Source organism: Mycobacteroides sp. H001 (genome assembly GCF_001440005.1).
Classification (GTDB): Bacteria; Actinomycetota; Actinomycetes; order Mycobacteriales; family Mycobacteriaceae; genus Mycobacterium; species Mycobacterium gwanakae.
This window is the reverse complement of the sequence record NZ_LJYH01000038.1, coordinates 15,645-28,728: the sequence shown is the minus strand read 5'-3', so window position 1 is coordinate 28,728 and position 13,084 is coordinate 15,645. Positions and strand designations below refer to the sequence as shown.

The 13,084-nt window shown below is 65.6% G+C and carries 12 protein-coding genes; all 12 read right to left on the bottom strand.

The genetic code is table 11. The annotated features are described in order from the left end of the window. Positions 1 to 6: 6 nt before the first annotated feature. Positions 7 to 1,413, bottom strand: coding sequence for a glycine--tRNA ligase (locus tag AOT83_RS18585; RefSeq protein ID WP_030095226.1), 1,407 nt, complete (start codon positions 1,411 to 1,413; stop codon positions 7 to 9). Positions 1,414 to 1,513: 100 nt separating this feature from the next. Then, a complete protein-coding gene (locus AOT83_RS18580) occupies positions 1,514 to 2,410 on the bottom strand; it encodes a metal-dependent hydrolase (RefSeq protein ID WP_078313506.1) in 897 nt (298 codons plus the stop codon). 3 nt (positions 2,411 to 2,413) lie between these two features. Beyond that, positions 2,414 to 3,613 carry an MlaD family protein gene (locus tag AOT83_RS18575; protein ID WP_030095224.1) on the bottom strand — a complete coding sequence of 400 codons (1,200 nt, stop codon included), beginning with the start codon at positions 3,611 to 3,613 and terminating at the stop codon, positions 2,414 to 2,416. Then, positions 3,610 to 4,755, bottom strand: coding sequence for an MlaD family protein (locus tag AOT83_RS18570; RefSeq protein WP_057964106.1), 1,146 nt, complete (start codon positions 4,753 to 4,755; stop codon positions 3,610 to 3,612). The genes AOT83_RS18575 and AOT83_RS18570 overlap by 4 nt, the downstream gene beginning before the upstream one ends. Next, positions 4,755 to 5,846, bottom strand: a complete 1,092-nt coding sequence (locus AOT83_RS18565) for an MCE family protein (RefSeq protein WP_075907913.1) — start codon at positions 5,844 to 5,846, stop codon at positions 4,755 to 4,757. The genes AOT83_RS18570 and AOT83_RS18565 overlap by 1 nt, the downstream gene beginning before the upstream one ends. A 14-nt stretch (positions 5,847 to 5,860) precedes the next feature. Next, positions 5,861 to 6,874 carry an MCE family protein gene (locus AOT83_RS18560; RefSeq protein ID WP_030095221.1) on the bottom strand — a complete coding sequence of 338 codons (1,014 nt, stop codon included), beginning with the start codon at positions 6,872 to 6,874 and terminating at the stop codon, positions 5,861 to 5,863. 3 nt (positions 6,875 to 6,877) lie between these two features. Next, the gene (locus AOT83_RS18555) at positions 6,878 to 7,945 is read right to left on the bottom strand and encodes an MlaD family protein (protein WP_057964107.1); all 1,068 of its coding nucleotides are present in this window, start codon (positions 7,943 to 7,945) and stop codon (positions 6,878 to 6,880) included. After that, entirely contained in the window at positions 7,942 to 9,384 is a 1,443-nt protein-coding gene (locus AOT83_RS18550; RefSeq protein ID WP_109394639.1) for an MCE family protein, read from the bottom strand. The genes AOT83_RS18555 and AOT83_RS18550 overlap by 4 nt, the downstream gene beginning before the upstream one ends. 67 nt (positions 9,385 to 9,451) lie before the next feature. Then, entirely contained in the window at positions 9,452 to 10,246 is a 795-nt protein-coding gene (locus AOT83_RS18545; RefSeq protein WP_109394637.1) for an ABC transporter permease, read from the bottom strand. A 62-nt stretch (positions 10,247 to 10,308) separates the two neighbouring features. Then, a complete protein-coding gene (locus AOT83_RS18540) occupies positions 10,309 to 11,178 on the bottom strand; it encodes an ABC transporter permease (RefSeq protein ID WP_030095217.1) in 870 nt (289 codons plus the stop codon). Continuing rightward, on the bottom strand, positions 11,175 to 12,836 hold the full coding sequence (locus AOT83_RS18535; RefSeq protein WP_109394937.1) for a fatty acyl-AMP ligase: 1,662 nt from the start codon (positions 12,834 to 12,836) through the stop codon (positions 11,175 to 11,177). Before AOT83_RS18535 ends, AOT83_RS18540 begins: the two co-directional genes overlap by 4 nt. Beyond that, positions 12,833 to 13,075: a phosphopantetheine-binding protein gene (locus AOT83_RS18530; RefSeq protein ID WP_030095215.1), complete on the bottom strand. Its 243-nt coding sequence runs from the start codon at positions 13,073 to 13,075 to the stop codon at positions 12,833 to 12,835. Before AOT83_RS18530 ends, AOT83_RS18535 begins: the two co-directional genes overlap by 4 nt. Positions 13,076 to 13,084: the final 9 nt, after the last annotated feature.

Sequence of the window (13,084 nt, the reverse complement as noted above, 5' to 3'; positions counted from 1 at the left end):
CCTCGGCTAGCAGCCCTTGAGAGATTTGGCGAGATGATCGGCCACGCCGCCGATCGGAATACGCTGCTGGGTCATCTCATCGCGGTCGCGAACGGTGACGGAGTCGTCTTCGAGCGAGTCGAAATCGACTGTGACGCAGAACGGGGTGCCGATCTCGTCCTGTCGACGATACCTGCGCCCGATGGCACCGGCGTCATCGAAGTCGACATTCCAGCTCTGCCGCAGCTCGGCGGCCAGCGCCTTGGCGCGCGGGCTCAGGTCGGCATTGCGCGACAGCGGCAGCACCGCGACCTTGACCGGAGCCAGGCGCGGATCCAGGCGCAGCACGGTGCGGGTATCCACGCCACCCTTGGCGTTGGGGGCCTCGTCCTCGTGATACGCATCGACCAGGAAGGCCATGAACGAACGGGTAAGGCCGGCCGCGGGCTCGATCACGTACGGGGTGTAGCGGCGGTCCTCGGCCTGGTCGTAGTACGACAGGTCTTCACCGGAATGCTTTGCGTGCGTCGACAAGTCGAAGTCGGTGCGGTTGGCGATACCTTCCAGCTCACCCCACGGGTTGCCGCTGAAACCGAACTTGTACTCGATATCGACGGTGCCGTCGGAGTAGTGCGACAGCTTCTCCTTGGGGTGGTCGTACAGCCGCAGGTTCTCCGGGTCGATACCCAGGTCCACGTACCACTGCAGCCGGGTGTCGATCCAGTACTTGTGCCACTCGGGCGCGGTGGACGGCTCGACGAAGAACTCCATCTCCATCTGCTCGAACTCGCGAGTGCGGAAGATGAAGTTGCCCGGGGTGATCTCGTTGCGGAAGCTCTTGCCGATCTGGCCAATGCCGAACGGCGGCTTCTGTCGCGACGTCGTCACGACATTCTTGAAGTTGATGAAGATGCCCTGCGCGGTCTCCGGACGCAGGTAGTGCAGACCCTCTTCGGTCTCGATGGGGCCCAGGTACGTCTTGAGCATCATGTTGAAGTCGCGGGGCTCGGTCCACTGCCCCTTGGTGCCGCAGTCGGGGCAGACGATGTCGGTCATCGGGACCGACTCCGGGTCGTCGATACCCTTCTTCTCCGCGTAGGCCTCCTGCAAGTGATCCTGACGGTGCCGCTTGTGACAGTTCAGGCACTCGACCAGCGGGTCGTTGAAGACCTCGACGTGACCGGAGGCGACCCAGACCTGACGGGGCAGGATCACCGAGGAGTCCAGGCCGACGACGTCGTCGCGGCTGGTGACGACGGAGCGCCACCACTGCTTCTTGATGTTTTCCTTGAGCTCGACACCGAGCGGGCCGTAATCCCACGCCGACTTGGTACCGCCGTAAATCTCGCCGCAGGGGTACACGAGTCCCCGGCGCTTGGCGAGGTTGACGACGGCTTCGATCTTCTTACCGGCGGCGTTCGGCTTGGCGGCCACGATCTGCTCAGGCTCCTCTTGAGGTCCACAGGACTGCAGTAATTGTCCTGAACAGCCTAAGGGCCGGACCAAGCGCGTTTTACCTCGGTGGCCGCAGCAGCTACTTCAGATGGTCCAGCAGGATGCCCTGCGGACCGAAGTACTCCTCGCGCCACTTCTCGAGCAGTGGGCCGTGGTCGATGTCGTCGGGATGGAATCGCAGCCGCAGATAGCACCGGATCTTGGGGCCGAGACCGGCGAACAGCGGCGTGCGGGGCAGCCTGAGAACGCTCCGCAGGGTGCGCACCGGGTGTCGCCAGGCCCACCGATCGGTGACGATCGAGGCCAGCAAGATCACCGTCCTGCTCAGGAAAAGCCCCAGCGTGACGGCCATGGCCGCGATCCTCATCCGCTCGGAGCCCCCGACGTGGCGGTACACGTCGAAGGCAACGGACTTGTGTTCCATCTCCTCGATGGCATGCCAATTGAGCATCGCTCGCACCTCGGGATCGGTCAGCTGCTGCTGTATCCACGCCACGCTGAGCACCTGCTCTCCGAGGATGGCCGTGAGGTGTTCGACCGCGGCCGTCACCGCAAGCGCGGCTCGCGCCACCGGATCCGGCAGCCGGTCCCTGTTCTGCTTCATGCGCTGGACCAGCCGCGTACCCATCCGGTCCATGAACCCCGTCGCCCAGTACCCGCGGCGCACCAGCTGCGTGTTGAGCTCACGATGCTGAATCCCGTGCGTCATCTCCTGCCCGATGAATCCGGCGACCTGCCTCCTGAGCACGGGATCACCGATCTGACCGTCGTAGCGGCGCACCGACTGGATGAAGAACTCCTCACCCGAGGGAAAGAAGCCGGACAGCAGGGCGACCAGATGGCTCATCGCGATATCGCCCGCGACGAAATGCCGCCGCGACGGGGACGCCCCGTCGAACGTGAACGCGATCCGGCGGGTGTGCACAGCGCGTCCGGCGGCCGTTGACGGACGCGGTTGCGGATTGTTCGCCGGCATCATTTACCTCGGTGGCTCGATGGGCAGCGCAGGTCCGCCGTATGGCGTCGGGATGGTGTAGCGGCCAGGCGGCGTCGGGTCGGATCGGGCACCCAGGTCGGCACCGGGTGGCGGCCCGGCCGTGTCATCCCCTGCGGGGCGCGGGGCGTTCTTGGCGCCCCGGACCAAGACAGCGGGATCGTCGTCGCGGCAGTACGTGTACAAGAAGGGCTCCGGATAGTCCGCCGAGGACGGTGGATGGCGAGGAGTGCCGTAGTCGCAGGCGTATCGCGGATACAGGTCGGCCGTCACCCATAGGCCGTGCTCGTGCATGGTGCTGATGAACGCCTCCAGCGCCGAGCCGCGATAGGTAGGAAACAGGGCGTTCAACGCCGGTACCCGCACATACGACAGGTGCGCGTTGGTGGCCAGATTGGCCAGCAGCTGGACCATGGTGTCGGAGTTGTCGGTGAACAGGTTGTCGGTCGCCGCAAGCACTCGCGGGGATTGATCGATGAGTTTCCGATAGCCACCGTCCATCGCGTTCATCCCCGCCAAGGTGCTGCGCAGATTGCGTGCGGTGACTGCGATTCCGTTGTTGACGTCCACCGCCGACGACAGCACCGTCCGGCTGTTCCCGATGGCGCTGACCGTCTCGGGGAGCACCGAATCCAGGGTGGACAGCAAGAACACCCCGCCGTCGACGATGTCGGTGAGCTTGCGGGGTCCCTGCGCGCTCAGGCTCAGTTCCGTCTTGATGCGCTCGATCTTGGCCGGATCCACTTGGGCGAGAACACCGTCGGCATGGGTCAGCAGCTGTGCCGGAGTGACCGGTATCGCGGTGCGGTCCCGGGCAATCACGTCCCCGCCGGACAAGAACGGGCCCTCATCGGATGCGGCGGAGAAATCGAGGTACTGCTCACCGGCCGGGGACAGTCCGGACACCCGCACCGCCGCCGACGCGGGAACACGAACCCCGCTGTCGACGCTCACTGTCGCGTTGACGCCGTCGCCGGTAAAGGTCAGTGACTCGACCGAGCCGATGCGCACTCCGTGCAGCGTCACGTCCTGGTTCGGCAGCAGGCCGCCGGACTCGGCGAGCTGGATGGTCAGCGGGTAACTCGATGTCAGCGGCCGGACGTGCAGCACCCCCACCAACAGATAGGTGACCGAAATAGCCAGGGTGGCAACGAGTGACAGCCCGCTCACCCACGCGCGGCTCATCGTCCGGGTTCCTGCGCGTCGGGTCCCGCTGGCGGGAGGCCTTGCGCTTCGGGGCCCTGCCCGACAACGCGCTCCTGCAACCGCCACAGCGTGTACTTGAAGGTCCCCACGAGCTTGGCCCAGTCGTATCGCTTAGGGCCGTGCAATCCAGGATCTCCCCCGAAACCGGCATCCGGTATGGCGCCCAGCACCAGCCGGTCGATACCGGCACTACCGGAGATAGCCGATCCCGCAGTGATTTTGATGAACGGCGCGTACAGCCGGTTCAGCGAGAGCAGGCTGGTCTGCGGATCGAGCACCACGTCATTCCACGACCGGGATATCGCGTTGGCGTCGGCCACCACGCTGCGCCCACTGGTGTCAGTGCCCGCGATGGACGGGAACTTACCCAGCTCGCGTGCGGTATCACCCAGCAGCAGCACCAGATCGGAGATCTGGCCGGCATTGTCTTGCAAGGTCGCGGTGGCCGGGCCCGCCGCGTGCAGCACCTCGGCAAGCTTCTCGCTCTTGCCGTCGAGGACCTCGGCGAGGTGGGTCGTCTCGGTCAGCGCGGCATCCAGCTGCCCCGAGCGTGCGTTCAGCTTGCCCAGCAGCTCGTTGGACTTGCCGATCATCCGCCCGAATGCCTGGCCGTCCTGGCCTGCCGCCCTGCCCATACCGTTGACGACGTTGGTGAGGTTGTGCACCGCACCACCGTTCACCAGAATCGCCGCCGAACTGAGCACCGATTCCACCGTTGCCGCCGCGCCGGTGTGGTCGATGGTGATGGTGTCGCCGTCGCCGAGGGTGGCCGCGACGGGTTGTGCGCGCGGCGTAACGGCTACGAAGACATCACCCAGCGGCGTGGCCGTGCGCAACTGCGCCGTGCTGCCTACCGGAAGGGTGACATCGTGCCGGATGCGCAACGTGGTCACCGCACGAAAATCCTTGGCCGCCATCGACTCCACCTCGCCGATATCCGCACCGGCGAGCTTCACCTTGGCACGCTCGGGCAGATTGAGCGCGTTCGCAAAGACTGCGGTCAGCCGGTATCCCCCGGCGCCCAGGCCCGGTGCAGGCAGCGGCAGGTCGGCCAGACCCGCAGAGGAACACCCGGCACACAGGAACACCACCGCGGCGAAGATCGACAGCCTGCGCCCCATCACTTCTGCCCCATCGCCGCGAGTCCGTCGAGCATGTAGGTGAGCCCGAAGTCGGGGCCATAGTCCTGCAACGTCCCTGTGCTGCAGCCCAGTTGGCGCAGCCCCATCAGATTGCAGATCTCCTTGGCCATCTGCCCGTCGAAGACCATGCGGTCGGCCAGGAAGTGGGCGCGTATCGCGCCGTTGCGCTGGTCGATGGCGTTGTAGAGATTGTCGGCCATCAGCGGCAGCACATCGAAGAACTCGGCGACCTCCCGCTGGCGGTCATACACCGACTGAATGCTCTTGTTGCCGTTGGCGATACCGCGCTGGATGGCATCCCGGTTGGCCTGCAGGATGTTTCCGGTCTGCTCGATCACCTCGTTGAACTGCCTGCCGGTACTGCCCGAACCGAAGTTCTCCCGGGCCAGGACGTCACTGAGCTGGCGCACGGTGGAACCGAACTGACGCAAGCTCGCGTCGTTGCGGGCAGCTGCGTCCAGCAGGCTGCTGACATTCTTGACGATGGCGGTCATCTGCTCACGACTGTGCTCGCCACCGTCGGCGCCGAGGCGCAGGGCCCGCGATAGTTCATCGAGCGCCGTCTTGATCCGATCACCGTTACCGGCGGCCACACCGTCACCGGCGTTGAGCACCGCGGCGATGGGCCCACCTCCGGCGCCGTCGCCGTGCAGGGACCCGGAAAGCTTGTCGAGCATGCCGAGTACCCGATCGAATTCGACGGGGGTCTTGGTGCGGTTCAGTCCTATGGTGTCGTGGTCGCGCAGCACCGCCCCGCCGCGGTACGGCGGCGTCAGCTCGATCTGGCGGTCGGTCAGGATGGACGTCGACAGGGTGACGGCCTGGGCGTCGGCGGGGATCTTGACCTGCCGGTCGACGGTGAACTGCACCTCGGCATATCCGCCCCGGGCGGTGATCTTGGAGACCTGGCCCACCGGCATACCCAGCACGGCCACCACGTTGCCGGGGTACAGACCCGCAGCACTGTCGAATTGGGCTGTGAGCGTGATGGTTCCGCCCTCCTGGGTAACGGACCAGGCCGCCCCGGCCGTCGTCGCGACGAGGACGATTCCCACACAGGTCAGTAGCATCTTGCGCATCGTGGTCACTGGCAGTCCTTGAAGTACTGGATCATCCCGAATTGCTTGGCGCGCCCGCTGATCGCACACATCCAGGAGTCGATGAGTGCGCCACCCGGCGGATTGCCCTCGATGGAGTTGCCGAGCCCGGTGGCGTTGGCGATCTCACGAATGGGTACCGGGGCGATCTGGAGCAGGTTGCGCAACAAGGCATCCTGTTCGGCAAGCTTGCCGCTGAGTTCCTCCAGGGTCTGGATGACACCGTCGAGTGCACGGTGATCGCCGACCACGATGGTGCGCAGTGACGCCACGATGCTCTGCAGCGAGCGCATCATCGCGTGAAAGGCCGCCGAGCGCGCCACGAACTCGCCCACCAGCTCCTGCCCCTGCCGGATGAAGGTGCCGATATCGGACTGCTGGCGACGCAGCATGCCGGTGACCTTTTCGGTGCTGGCCAGCAGCGTGCCCAGCTGTTCGCGCCGCTGCGCGATGACCGAGGACAGGGCGCGCACGTTCTCCATGGCCTGTGGCACCACGTTGGGCAGCCCGTCCAGCTGGGTGCCCAGAACACCCAGCGAGGAGGCAATGCGATCGGCGTCCACCTGCTCGAAGGTTCGGGTGGAGTCGGCCAGCGCCGCCTGCAGGTCATAGGGAACGTCGGTGTGCGGCAGGCCGATCCGCCGGCCCGCGAGTGCCCCCGCACCCGCGGGGCGCAGATCGACATAACGAGAACCGAACAAGGTCGTGATCTTGATGGCGGCCCGTGAATCGGCGCCGACCGGCACGTTGTCACGCACCCGGAAGGTCACTTCCACGCGATCACCCGACAATCGCACCCCGGTCACCGAACCCACCTGTACTCCCGCGACGGCGACGATGTTCCCCGGCCGCAGCGCGGCGGCCTGCAGGAACTCTCCGGTGAACTGCCGATATCCGATTCCCAATTCCTTCACCAGCAGTAGCGCACCGATGAGCACGGCGACGACAGCCACGGCGATCACACCGAGCCAGGTTTTGTTGTAGGAGTCCAGTGGTCTCATCGTCTAGCCACCGTCGCCTGCGTTCCTGCACCGCGCCGTGTGCTTGGCCTTACCGCCCGGGGTGGCTGCGTCGACGATGATCGGGACCACGTCGTTGAGCCCCGGGAAGAATCCGTACGCGTTCACATCACAGGCGTAGGCGTTCATGTAGGACCCCTCCCCGAACATGCGGGCCAGTCCCTTGAGGAACAGCGGGGTGTTGAGTCCCGTGTAGGCGAGCTGCGGTTCGATGTTCAGCATGTGCCGGGTGTAACCCGGTTCTCGCGTGAGCAATTCGTGTACGGACGGATTTACGTCCTTGGCGATCCGGGACAGGTTCCGGACCACCTCGGTCATCTTCCCGACCGAGGACACCAATTCGGGACGGCGGCTGTCGAACTGGCCGACAACCTGGCGGGTGGCGGCGATGGCAGCTTCGAAGTCCTTGTTCTGGGCCGCGAGGCTGCCCACCACACTGTCCAGACTGCCGATCACATGGTCCAACGCGTCGTCGCGGCCGGTGAATGTCTTCGTCAACGTAGATGTCTGGTCCACCAGGGTCGCGAATGCCGCGGTGTCGCCCTGCAGCGACCCGATGACCGCCTGGGTGAGGTTGTTCACCTGCGCGGGGTCCAGCACCGCGAAAAGTGGCTCGTATCCGTTGAGCAGGGTACCGATGTCGAAGGAGGGTTCGGTCCGCTCGACCGGGATGACACCACCGGGCGCCAGCAAAGCTCCGCTTCCTGAGTGTCCCTGTGCCAGTGCGAGATATCGCTGACCCACGATGTTCTGATACGTCACCGATGCGGTCGTGCTGTCGGGAAGCCACTGATCGTCCTGGACGGCGAAGCTCACCTTCGCGAGCGTCCCGTTGAGCTCGACACCCTCGACTCTGCCCACGCGAACCCCCGCGATCCGGACGTCGTCACCCTCACGCAATCCGAAGACGTCCGTAAACATGGCCGCATAAGGCACCGTGGAGCCTCTGACATCCCGGCGCAGCGTGACGTACACAAGCCAGGTGAGCACCGTGGCCATCACCAGGAAGACGACCAGTCCGACGAGGGAGGCGCGTGTTGCCGTATGTCTCATTGGGCACCTACCTCGTTGTGCGCGTGCTGGTTACGGGTCACGGTCGTGCCGCGGGCGACGGGCCCGAGGATCAGCTGATCTGCCGCTGTCGCCGGCTGTCCCAGAATTCGGCCCAGTTGGCTGCGCTCCTGCGCGCTGCCGACGGGTCCCACGTTCCCCCCGAAGGACGCCGGTGCCACGGCGATGTCCCCCGGGTCGGCGCTGCCGGGTACCGGTGGCGCCGGGGTGAGCCACGACGGCACCGGCGGATTGGGATCCCGCAGGTTGGGATTGGGGTTGACCAGGGGCGGCCCGACGGCGACGAGATTGCCATTGTCACCGACCACAGTTCCCGGCGGAGGCGCCAAGCTGGCCGGCGGATGATAGTTCTGCGGCAGCAACACCTCGGGCAAGTCCGGGCGCACCGCGATCTCGGGAGCGGTGAAACAGCTGGGCCCCTTCAGTTCCCCGTAGCGCGGGCAGTCAGCGCGGGTATAGCTGTAGGAGGGAGTGAATGACAGGTTCACCCGGCCTCGGGCGGTGGCCAGTTCCGGGTCCCAGACTTCCTGGAAGAAGGTGTCCGAGAACTTGGTGATGCGCTGGGTGATCGGCACGAAGTGCTCGGCGTTGTCGGCCAGCACCCCCAGCACAGGCGTCAAATCGGTGGTGATCTGGATGATTTGGTCGGTGTGGTTATGCAGCGAATCCACCGTGGTACCGGTGGTGCGCACCCCGGCGCCGATGAATGTACGCAACTGATCTCGCTTCTCGGCGAGAGTCTGCATGGGCTTCACCGCCTGATGCAGGGCATCCACCAGATCCGGAGCGGTCGCAGACAACCCGTGCGCGGCCTGCACCAATGCCGATACCGTGGAGGGCCCCTGGTCGGTCGCGACAATGGCGTTGAGCTGATCCAGTATGCGGTCGAGTTGCGCTGCACTGGTGAGTAGTTCGGCCCGGCGGTGATCGGTAGCCGCACCAACAGCGGCCAGAACGCCCAGGGATTGATCCTCGCGGCCGCGGCCTCCGGCGGTCAAGATCTCACGCAGCTTGTTGACGGTGGTCTGAAACAGCACGGTCGGCAGCCGGGTGTCCTCGGCGATATGCCCGCCCTCACGGATGGGAGCGCCGGGTCCGTGGTCGACGAGTTGCAGGGCCGAGACCGCGAAGACATTGCTGGGGACCACACGGGCGGTGACAGTCCCGGGGATCGACGTGGCGTACCCATGTTTGAGCCGCACGTGTATCCGGTTGGGTTGAGCGCCGGCTGCTGGGGTGACGCTCTCCACGGCGCCGACGAGCACGCCGCGATACTTCACATCGGAGCGCGGCGGTAGCCCGTCGCCGACGTTGTGGAGCTCGGCGACGATGTCGATGTACCGGTCCAGCACGCCCGTCGACTTGATCAACAACGCCGATGTGATGGCGGCAACCGCGACCAAAGCGGCACCTCCGCGCATCAGCAGCTGCCGGCGGGTGAAGCGCACACCGTCCAGGTCGTAATGGATACCAAGCTGATTCGTCACCTCATCCCCCGAACCTTGCGCCGGAGTCGACGCTCCACAGCGCCATGGTGAGCAGCATGTTGACGACGATCACCGCGGTGATGCTGGCGCGCATCGCGTGTCCCGCGGCGATGCCCACCCCTTCCGGCCCGCCGTCTGCGCAGAATCCGTAGTAGCACTGCACCGCCGAGGCTATCCAGACGAAGACGATGGCTTTGAAGACCGAGTAGGCGATATCCGTACCGCTGGAAAGCAGCGTGAAGTAGTGCAGGTACGGGCCCAGCGAGCCGCCGCTGACGATGCTCACCACCACCTGGCAGGACAGATAACTGATCGTCAGGCATGCCACATACAGCGGAATGATGGCGACCACGGAGGCCAGCAGTCGGGTGGTCACCAAGTACGGAATCGGCCGGATGGCAAGGGAATCCATCGCATCGACTTCTTCGGCGATGCGCATGGACCCTAGCTGGGTCGTGAAGCGGCAACCCGCCTGCACGGCGAAGGCCAAGGCGGCCATGATCGGAGCGAGCTCACGGGTGGTCACCAACGAGGAGATGACACCCGTCGCAGGACCCAGGCCCATCAGTTCCAGGAAGTTGTAACCCTCGATCGCCACCAGGGCACCGGTGGTGACACCCAGTACCAGCACCACACCGGCGGTCCCGCCGCCGACAACGATCGACCCGTTGCCCCAGGTGATATCGGAAAGCAGGCGCAGGAACTCACGCCGGTACCGGCGCAGCGCGATCGGGATCGCCAGGAAGGCGTGCAGGAAGAAGGTCACCATGTGGCCGAATCGCGCCAGCGGCCTCATCGCGACATCGCCGCGGAAGGCCCTTGGAGACAACGTCACCCGGGGATCCGTCAGGGTCGCCGTCACAGCACCCCCCGCGGGAACAACATGGTGTAGACCTGGCTGACCACAACGTTCACGATCATCAGGAGCAGCACGGATTCCACCACTGCCGCGTTGACCGAGTTGGCCACCCCGGTCGGCCCGCCGTGTGCGGCCAGCCCCTTCTGGCAGGCGATCACCGCCACGATCGCGCCGTACACCGCGGCCTTCAACAGCGCCAATAACAGATCACCCGTGGATGCGAACGACGCGAAGGTCGCGACGAAACTGCCTGGGGCACCGCCCTGTACGTAGACATTGAACAAGTAGCTGGCCAAGAACCCGACAAAGCAGACCACACCGGTCAGGGCAATACCGACGACGATCGCCGCCGCGAAGCGCGGCACCACCAGACGCCGCACCACCGATACCCCCATGACCTCCATGGCCGCGGTCTCCTCGCGCATGGTCCGGCACCCGAGATCGGCCGTCATCGCCGAGCCCACCGCCGAGGCCAGCAGCATCGCCGCCACCAACGAGGCGGCCTGCCGCACCACCGCCAGCCCACTGGCCGCGCCCGCCAGTGAGGTCGCGCCGACCTGTCCGGCCAGCAGCGCGAACTGGATCGAGAGTGTTACCCCGATGGGCAGTGCCACCAGCACCGTGGGCATCACCGCCGTGCCCGCCATGAAGGACGCCTGCCGCACGAACTCCGCCCACTGAAAACGGCCCGTCACCAAATCGACCGCGAAGTACCGCAGCGTGTGCATGCCGAGAACGAACTGCTCACCTACGGTGGTGAGTGCGGCAATCGGATGGCGCCGCATGTAGCCCGCACTTTGATCACCCAGTGGGCGAACCACTTTGGACATAAGAGAGCGGACACGGACCTGTTGTTCCCGTGTCGTCATCGGGTCGGTTCACACCTCGTCAGCCGTTCAGTGGTCGCTTTCCTGCGCAGCTTCCCCGAGGATGTCTTGGGAATCCATCCGGCGGGGACCACATGGACATCGCGCGGGCTCACCCCCAGACTGCGGTAGACGCGGTCGGCCACCTCGGCCCGAATGCGTGCGCTCTCATCGCTGTCGGCATGCGACGCAGACTCGGCCACCATCGCGAACCCCTCGCCCGCCGCAGCGGTGGACAGACGTACCGCGGCGACGCCGCCCGAGCGTACGCCCGGAACTCCCACGACCGACCGTTCGATGTCCTCGGGGTGCACGTTGCGACCCGAAATGATCAGGATGTCCTTCTTGCGGCCGCAGATCACCGGCTGCCCGTCCGCGGTGAGATACCCGATATCACCCGTGGACAGCCAGCCCTGTGCATCGAGCATCGATTCGAATCCGGCCGCCGTGCGGTACCCGGCGGTGACATTCTCCCCACGGATCTCGAGCTCACCGATCGCCCCCGTGGGCAGCACCGAGCGGTTCTCGGCTACCACCCGCACCTCACACCCCGGCAGCGGAAGTCCCAGCGCAACACGGGCGCTGGCCTCGTCTCCCGGGCCGGCGACCAGATCCGGATGCGGGGGCAATACCTGGTAACCCTCACCACGGCGCACAAAGGAAACCGCCAGCGTGGCCTCCGCCATCCCGTAGGCGGGAACGATCGCATCGGCCCGCATTCCGAACCGGGCGCCCTCGGCCGCAAAGCGTTCCAGGGTGGCGACGTCAATGGCCTCGGCACCACTGAGCGCGAATCGCAGCGAGGACAGGTCGTAGGCACCGTCGGGCGCCTTACGCAGCCTGCGCGCCAGCAGTGAGTACGCGAAGTTCGGTCCGGCGGTCATGCTGCCCCGGTAGGTGCTGATCAGCTCGGCCCACAGCAGCGGATTGCCCAGAAAATCCATGGGCGTCACGCTGACGGTGTTCATCCCCCGGCACATCGGGACGATGAGATACCCCATCATGCCCATGTCGTGAAAGAGCGGCAGCCAGCTCACCACCACATCGGATTCCGGATCGGCACCCGAGGCGATGACCATCGCCCGCAGATTGGCCTCGATGTTGCGGTAGGTGATGCTGACCGCCTTCGGCGTACCGGTAGATCCGGAAGTCAACTGCAAGAACGCAATAGCGTCCTCGTCGGTGTCGACGATCTCCCCCGGTGCACCGGTCAGCAGGCCCGGCAGCTCCAGAGCGCGAGCGCCCACGGCGGCGAACTGCCCCGCGGCCGCCAGGAACGGATCACCGACAACCACGATCGAGGAGCCCACCGCGGCCAGCGCCTTGCCAGTGTCCTCGATCCACAGTTGCATATCGGAACGGTGGGTGGGCTGATGCAGCATGGTCACCGAGGCACCGGACATCCAGATGCCCTGCACCAACGGCGCGATTTCCCCCGGGGCACCGGCCAATACGGCCACCGCATCGCCGGGTCGCACACCCGCCGCCTGCAGGGAGCCCGCGATGCGCAGCCCCCGCCGGTGCACGTCGGCCCACGAAACGGTGCTCAGCTCCTCCAACCGCGAGGTGCCGTCGGGGTTGATCGGCGCGCAGGTAAGGCCACGCTCGGCGACCGCAGCACTGTCGCGCAGTCTGTCGATCACCGGGTTCGTCGTCTTCACAGCCGGCTCTCCACCAGCTCGATCAACGCCCCGAGTGTCTTGCACTCGAAGACATCGTCCTTGGTCAGCTGAATACCGAAGCGGCCCTTGATCTCCGAAACTCCTACCGCGAACGATAGCGAGTCGAATCCGAGATCACCCACCAACTCGGAGAAGTCGTTGACATCCCCGGTGGGCATCTCGAGTTCCTCGGCGATGAACTCGATGAGGAACTCCCGGACTTCTGACGTGGTTTCCATTTTTCCAAG

What these genes read in the sequence shown, in the direction of transcription:
- AOT83_RS18555 (WP_057964107.1), bottom strand. Translation starts at nt 7,945, where the DNA reads ATGAGACATACGGCAACACGCGCCTCCCTCGTCGGACTGGTCGTCTTC.
- AOT83_RS18550 (WP_109394639.1), bottom strand. Translation starts at nt 9,384, where the DNA reads ATGCGCGGAGGTGCCGCTTTGGTCGCGGTTGCCGCCATCACATCGGCG.
- AOT83_RS18565 (WP_075907913.1), bottom strand. Translation starts at nt 5,846, where the DNA reads ATGCTACTGACCTGTGTGGGAATCGTCCTCGTCGCGACGACGGCCGGG.
- AOT83_RS18575 (WP_030095224.1), bottom strand. Translation starts at nt 3,613, where the DNA reads ATGAGCCGCGCGTGGGTGAGCGGGCTGTCACTCGTTGCCACCCTGGCT.
- AOT83_RS18530 (WP_030095215.1), bottom strand. Translation starts at nt 13,075, where the DNA reads ATGGAAACCACGTCAGAAGTCCGGGAGTTCCTCATCGAGTTCATCGCC.
- AOT83_RS18545 (WP_109394637.1), bottom strand. Translation starts at nt 10,246, where the DNA reads ATGAGGCCGCTGGCGCGATTCGGCCACATGGTGACCTTCTTCCTGCAC.
- AOT83_RS18570 (WP_057964106.1), bottom strand. Translation starts at nt 4,755, where the DNA reads ATGGGGCGCAGGCTGTCGATCTTCGCCGCGGTGGTGTTCCTGTGTGCC.
- AOT83_RS18560 (WP_030095221.1), bottom strand. Translation starts at nt 6,874, where the DNA reads ATGAGACCACTGGACTCCTACAACAAAACCTGGCTCGGTGTGATCGCC.
- AOT83_RS18540 (WP_030095217.1), bottom strand. Translation starts at nt 11,178, where the DNA reads ATGACGACACGGGAACAACAGGTCCGTGTCCGCTCTCTTATGTCCAAA.
- AOT83_RS18580 (WP_078313506.1), bottom strand. Translation starts at nt 2,410, where the DNA reads ATGCCGGCGAACAATCCGCAACCGCGTCCGTCAACGGCCGCCGGACGC.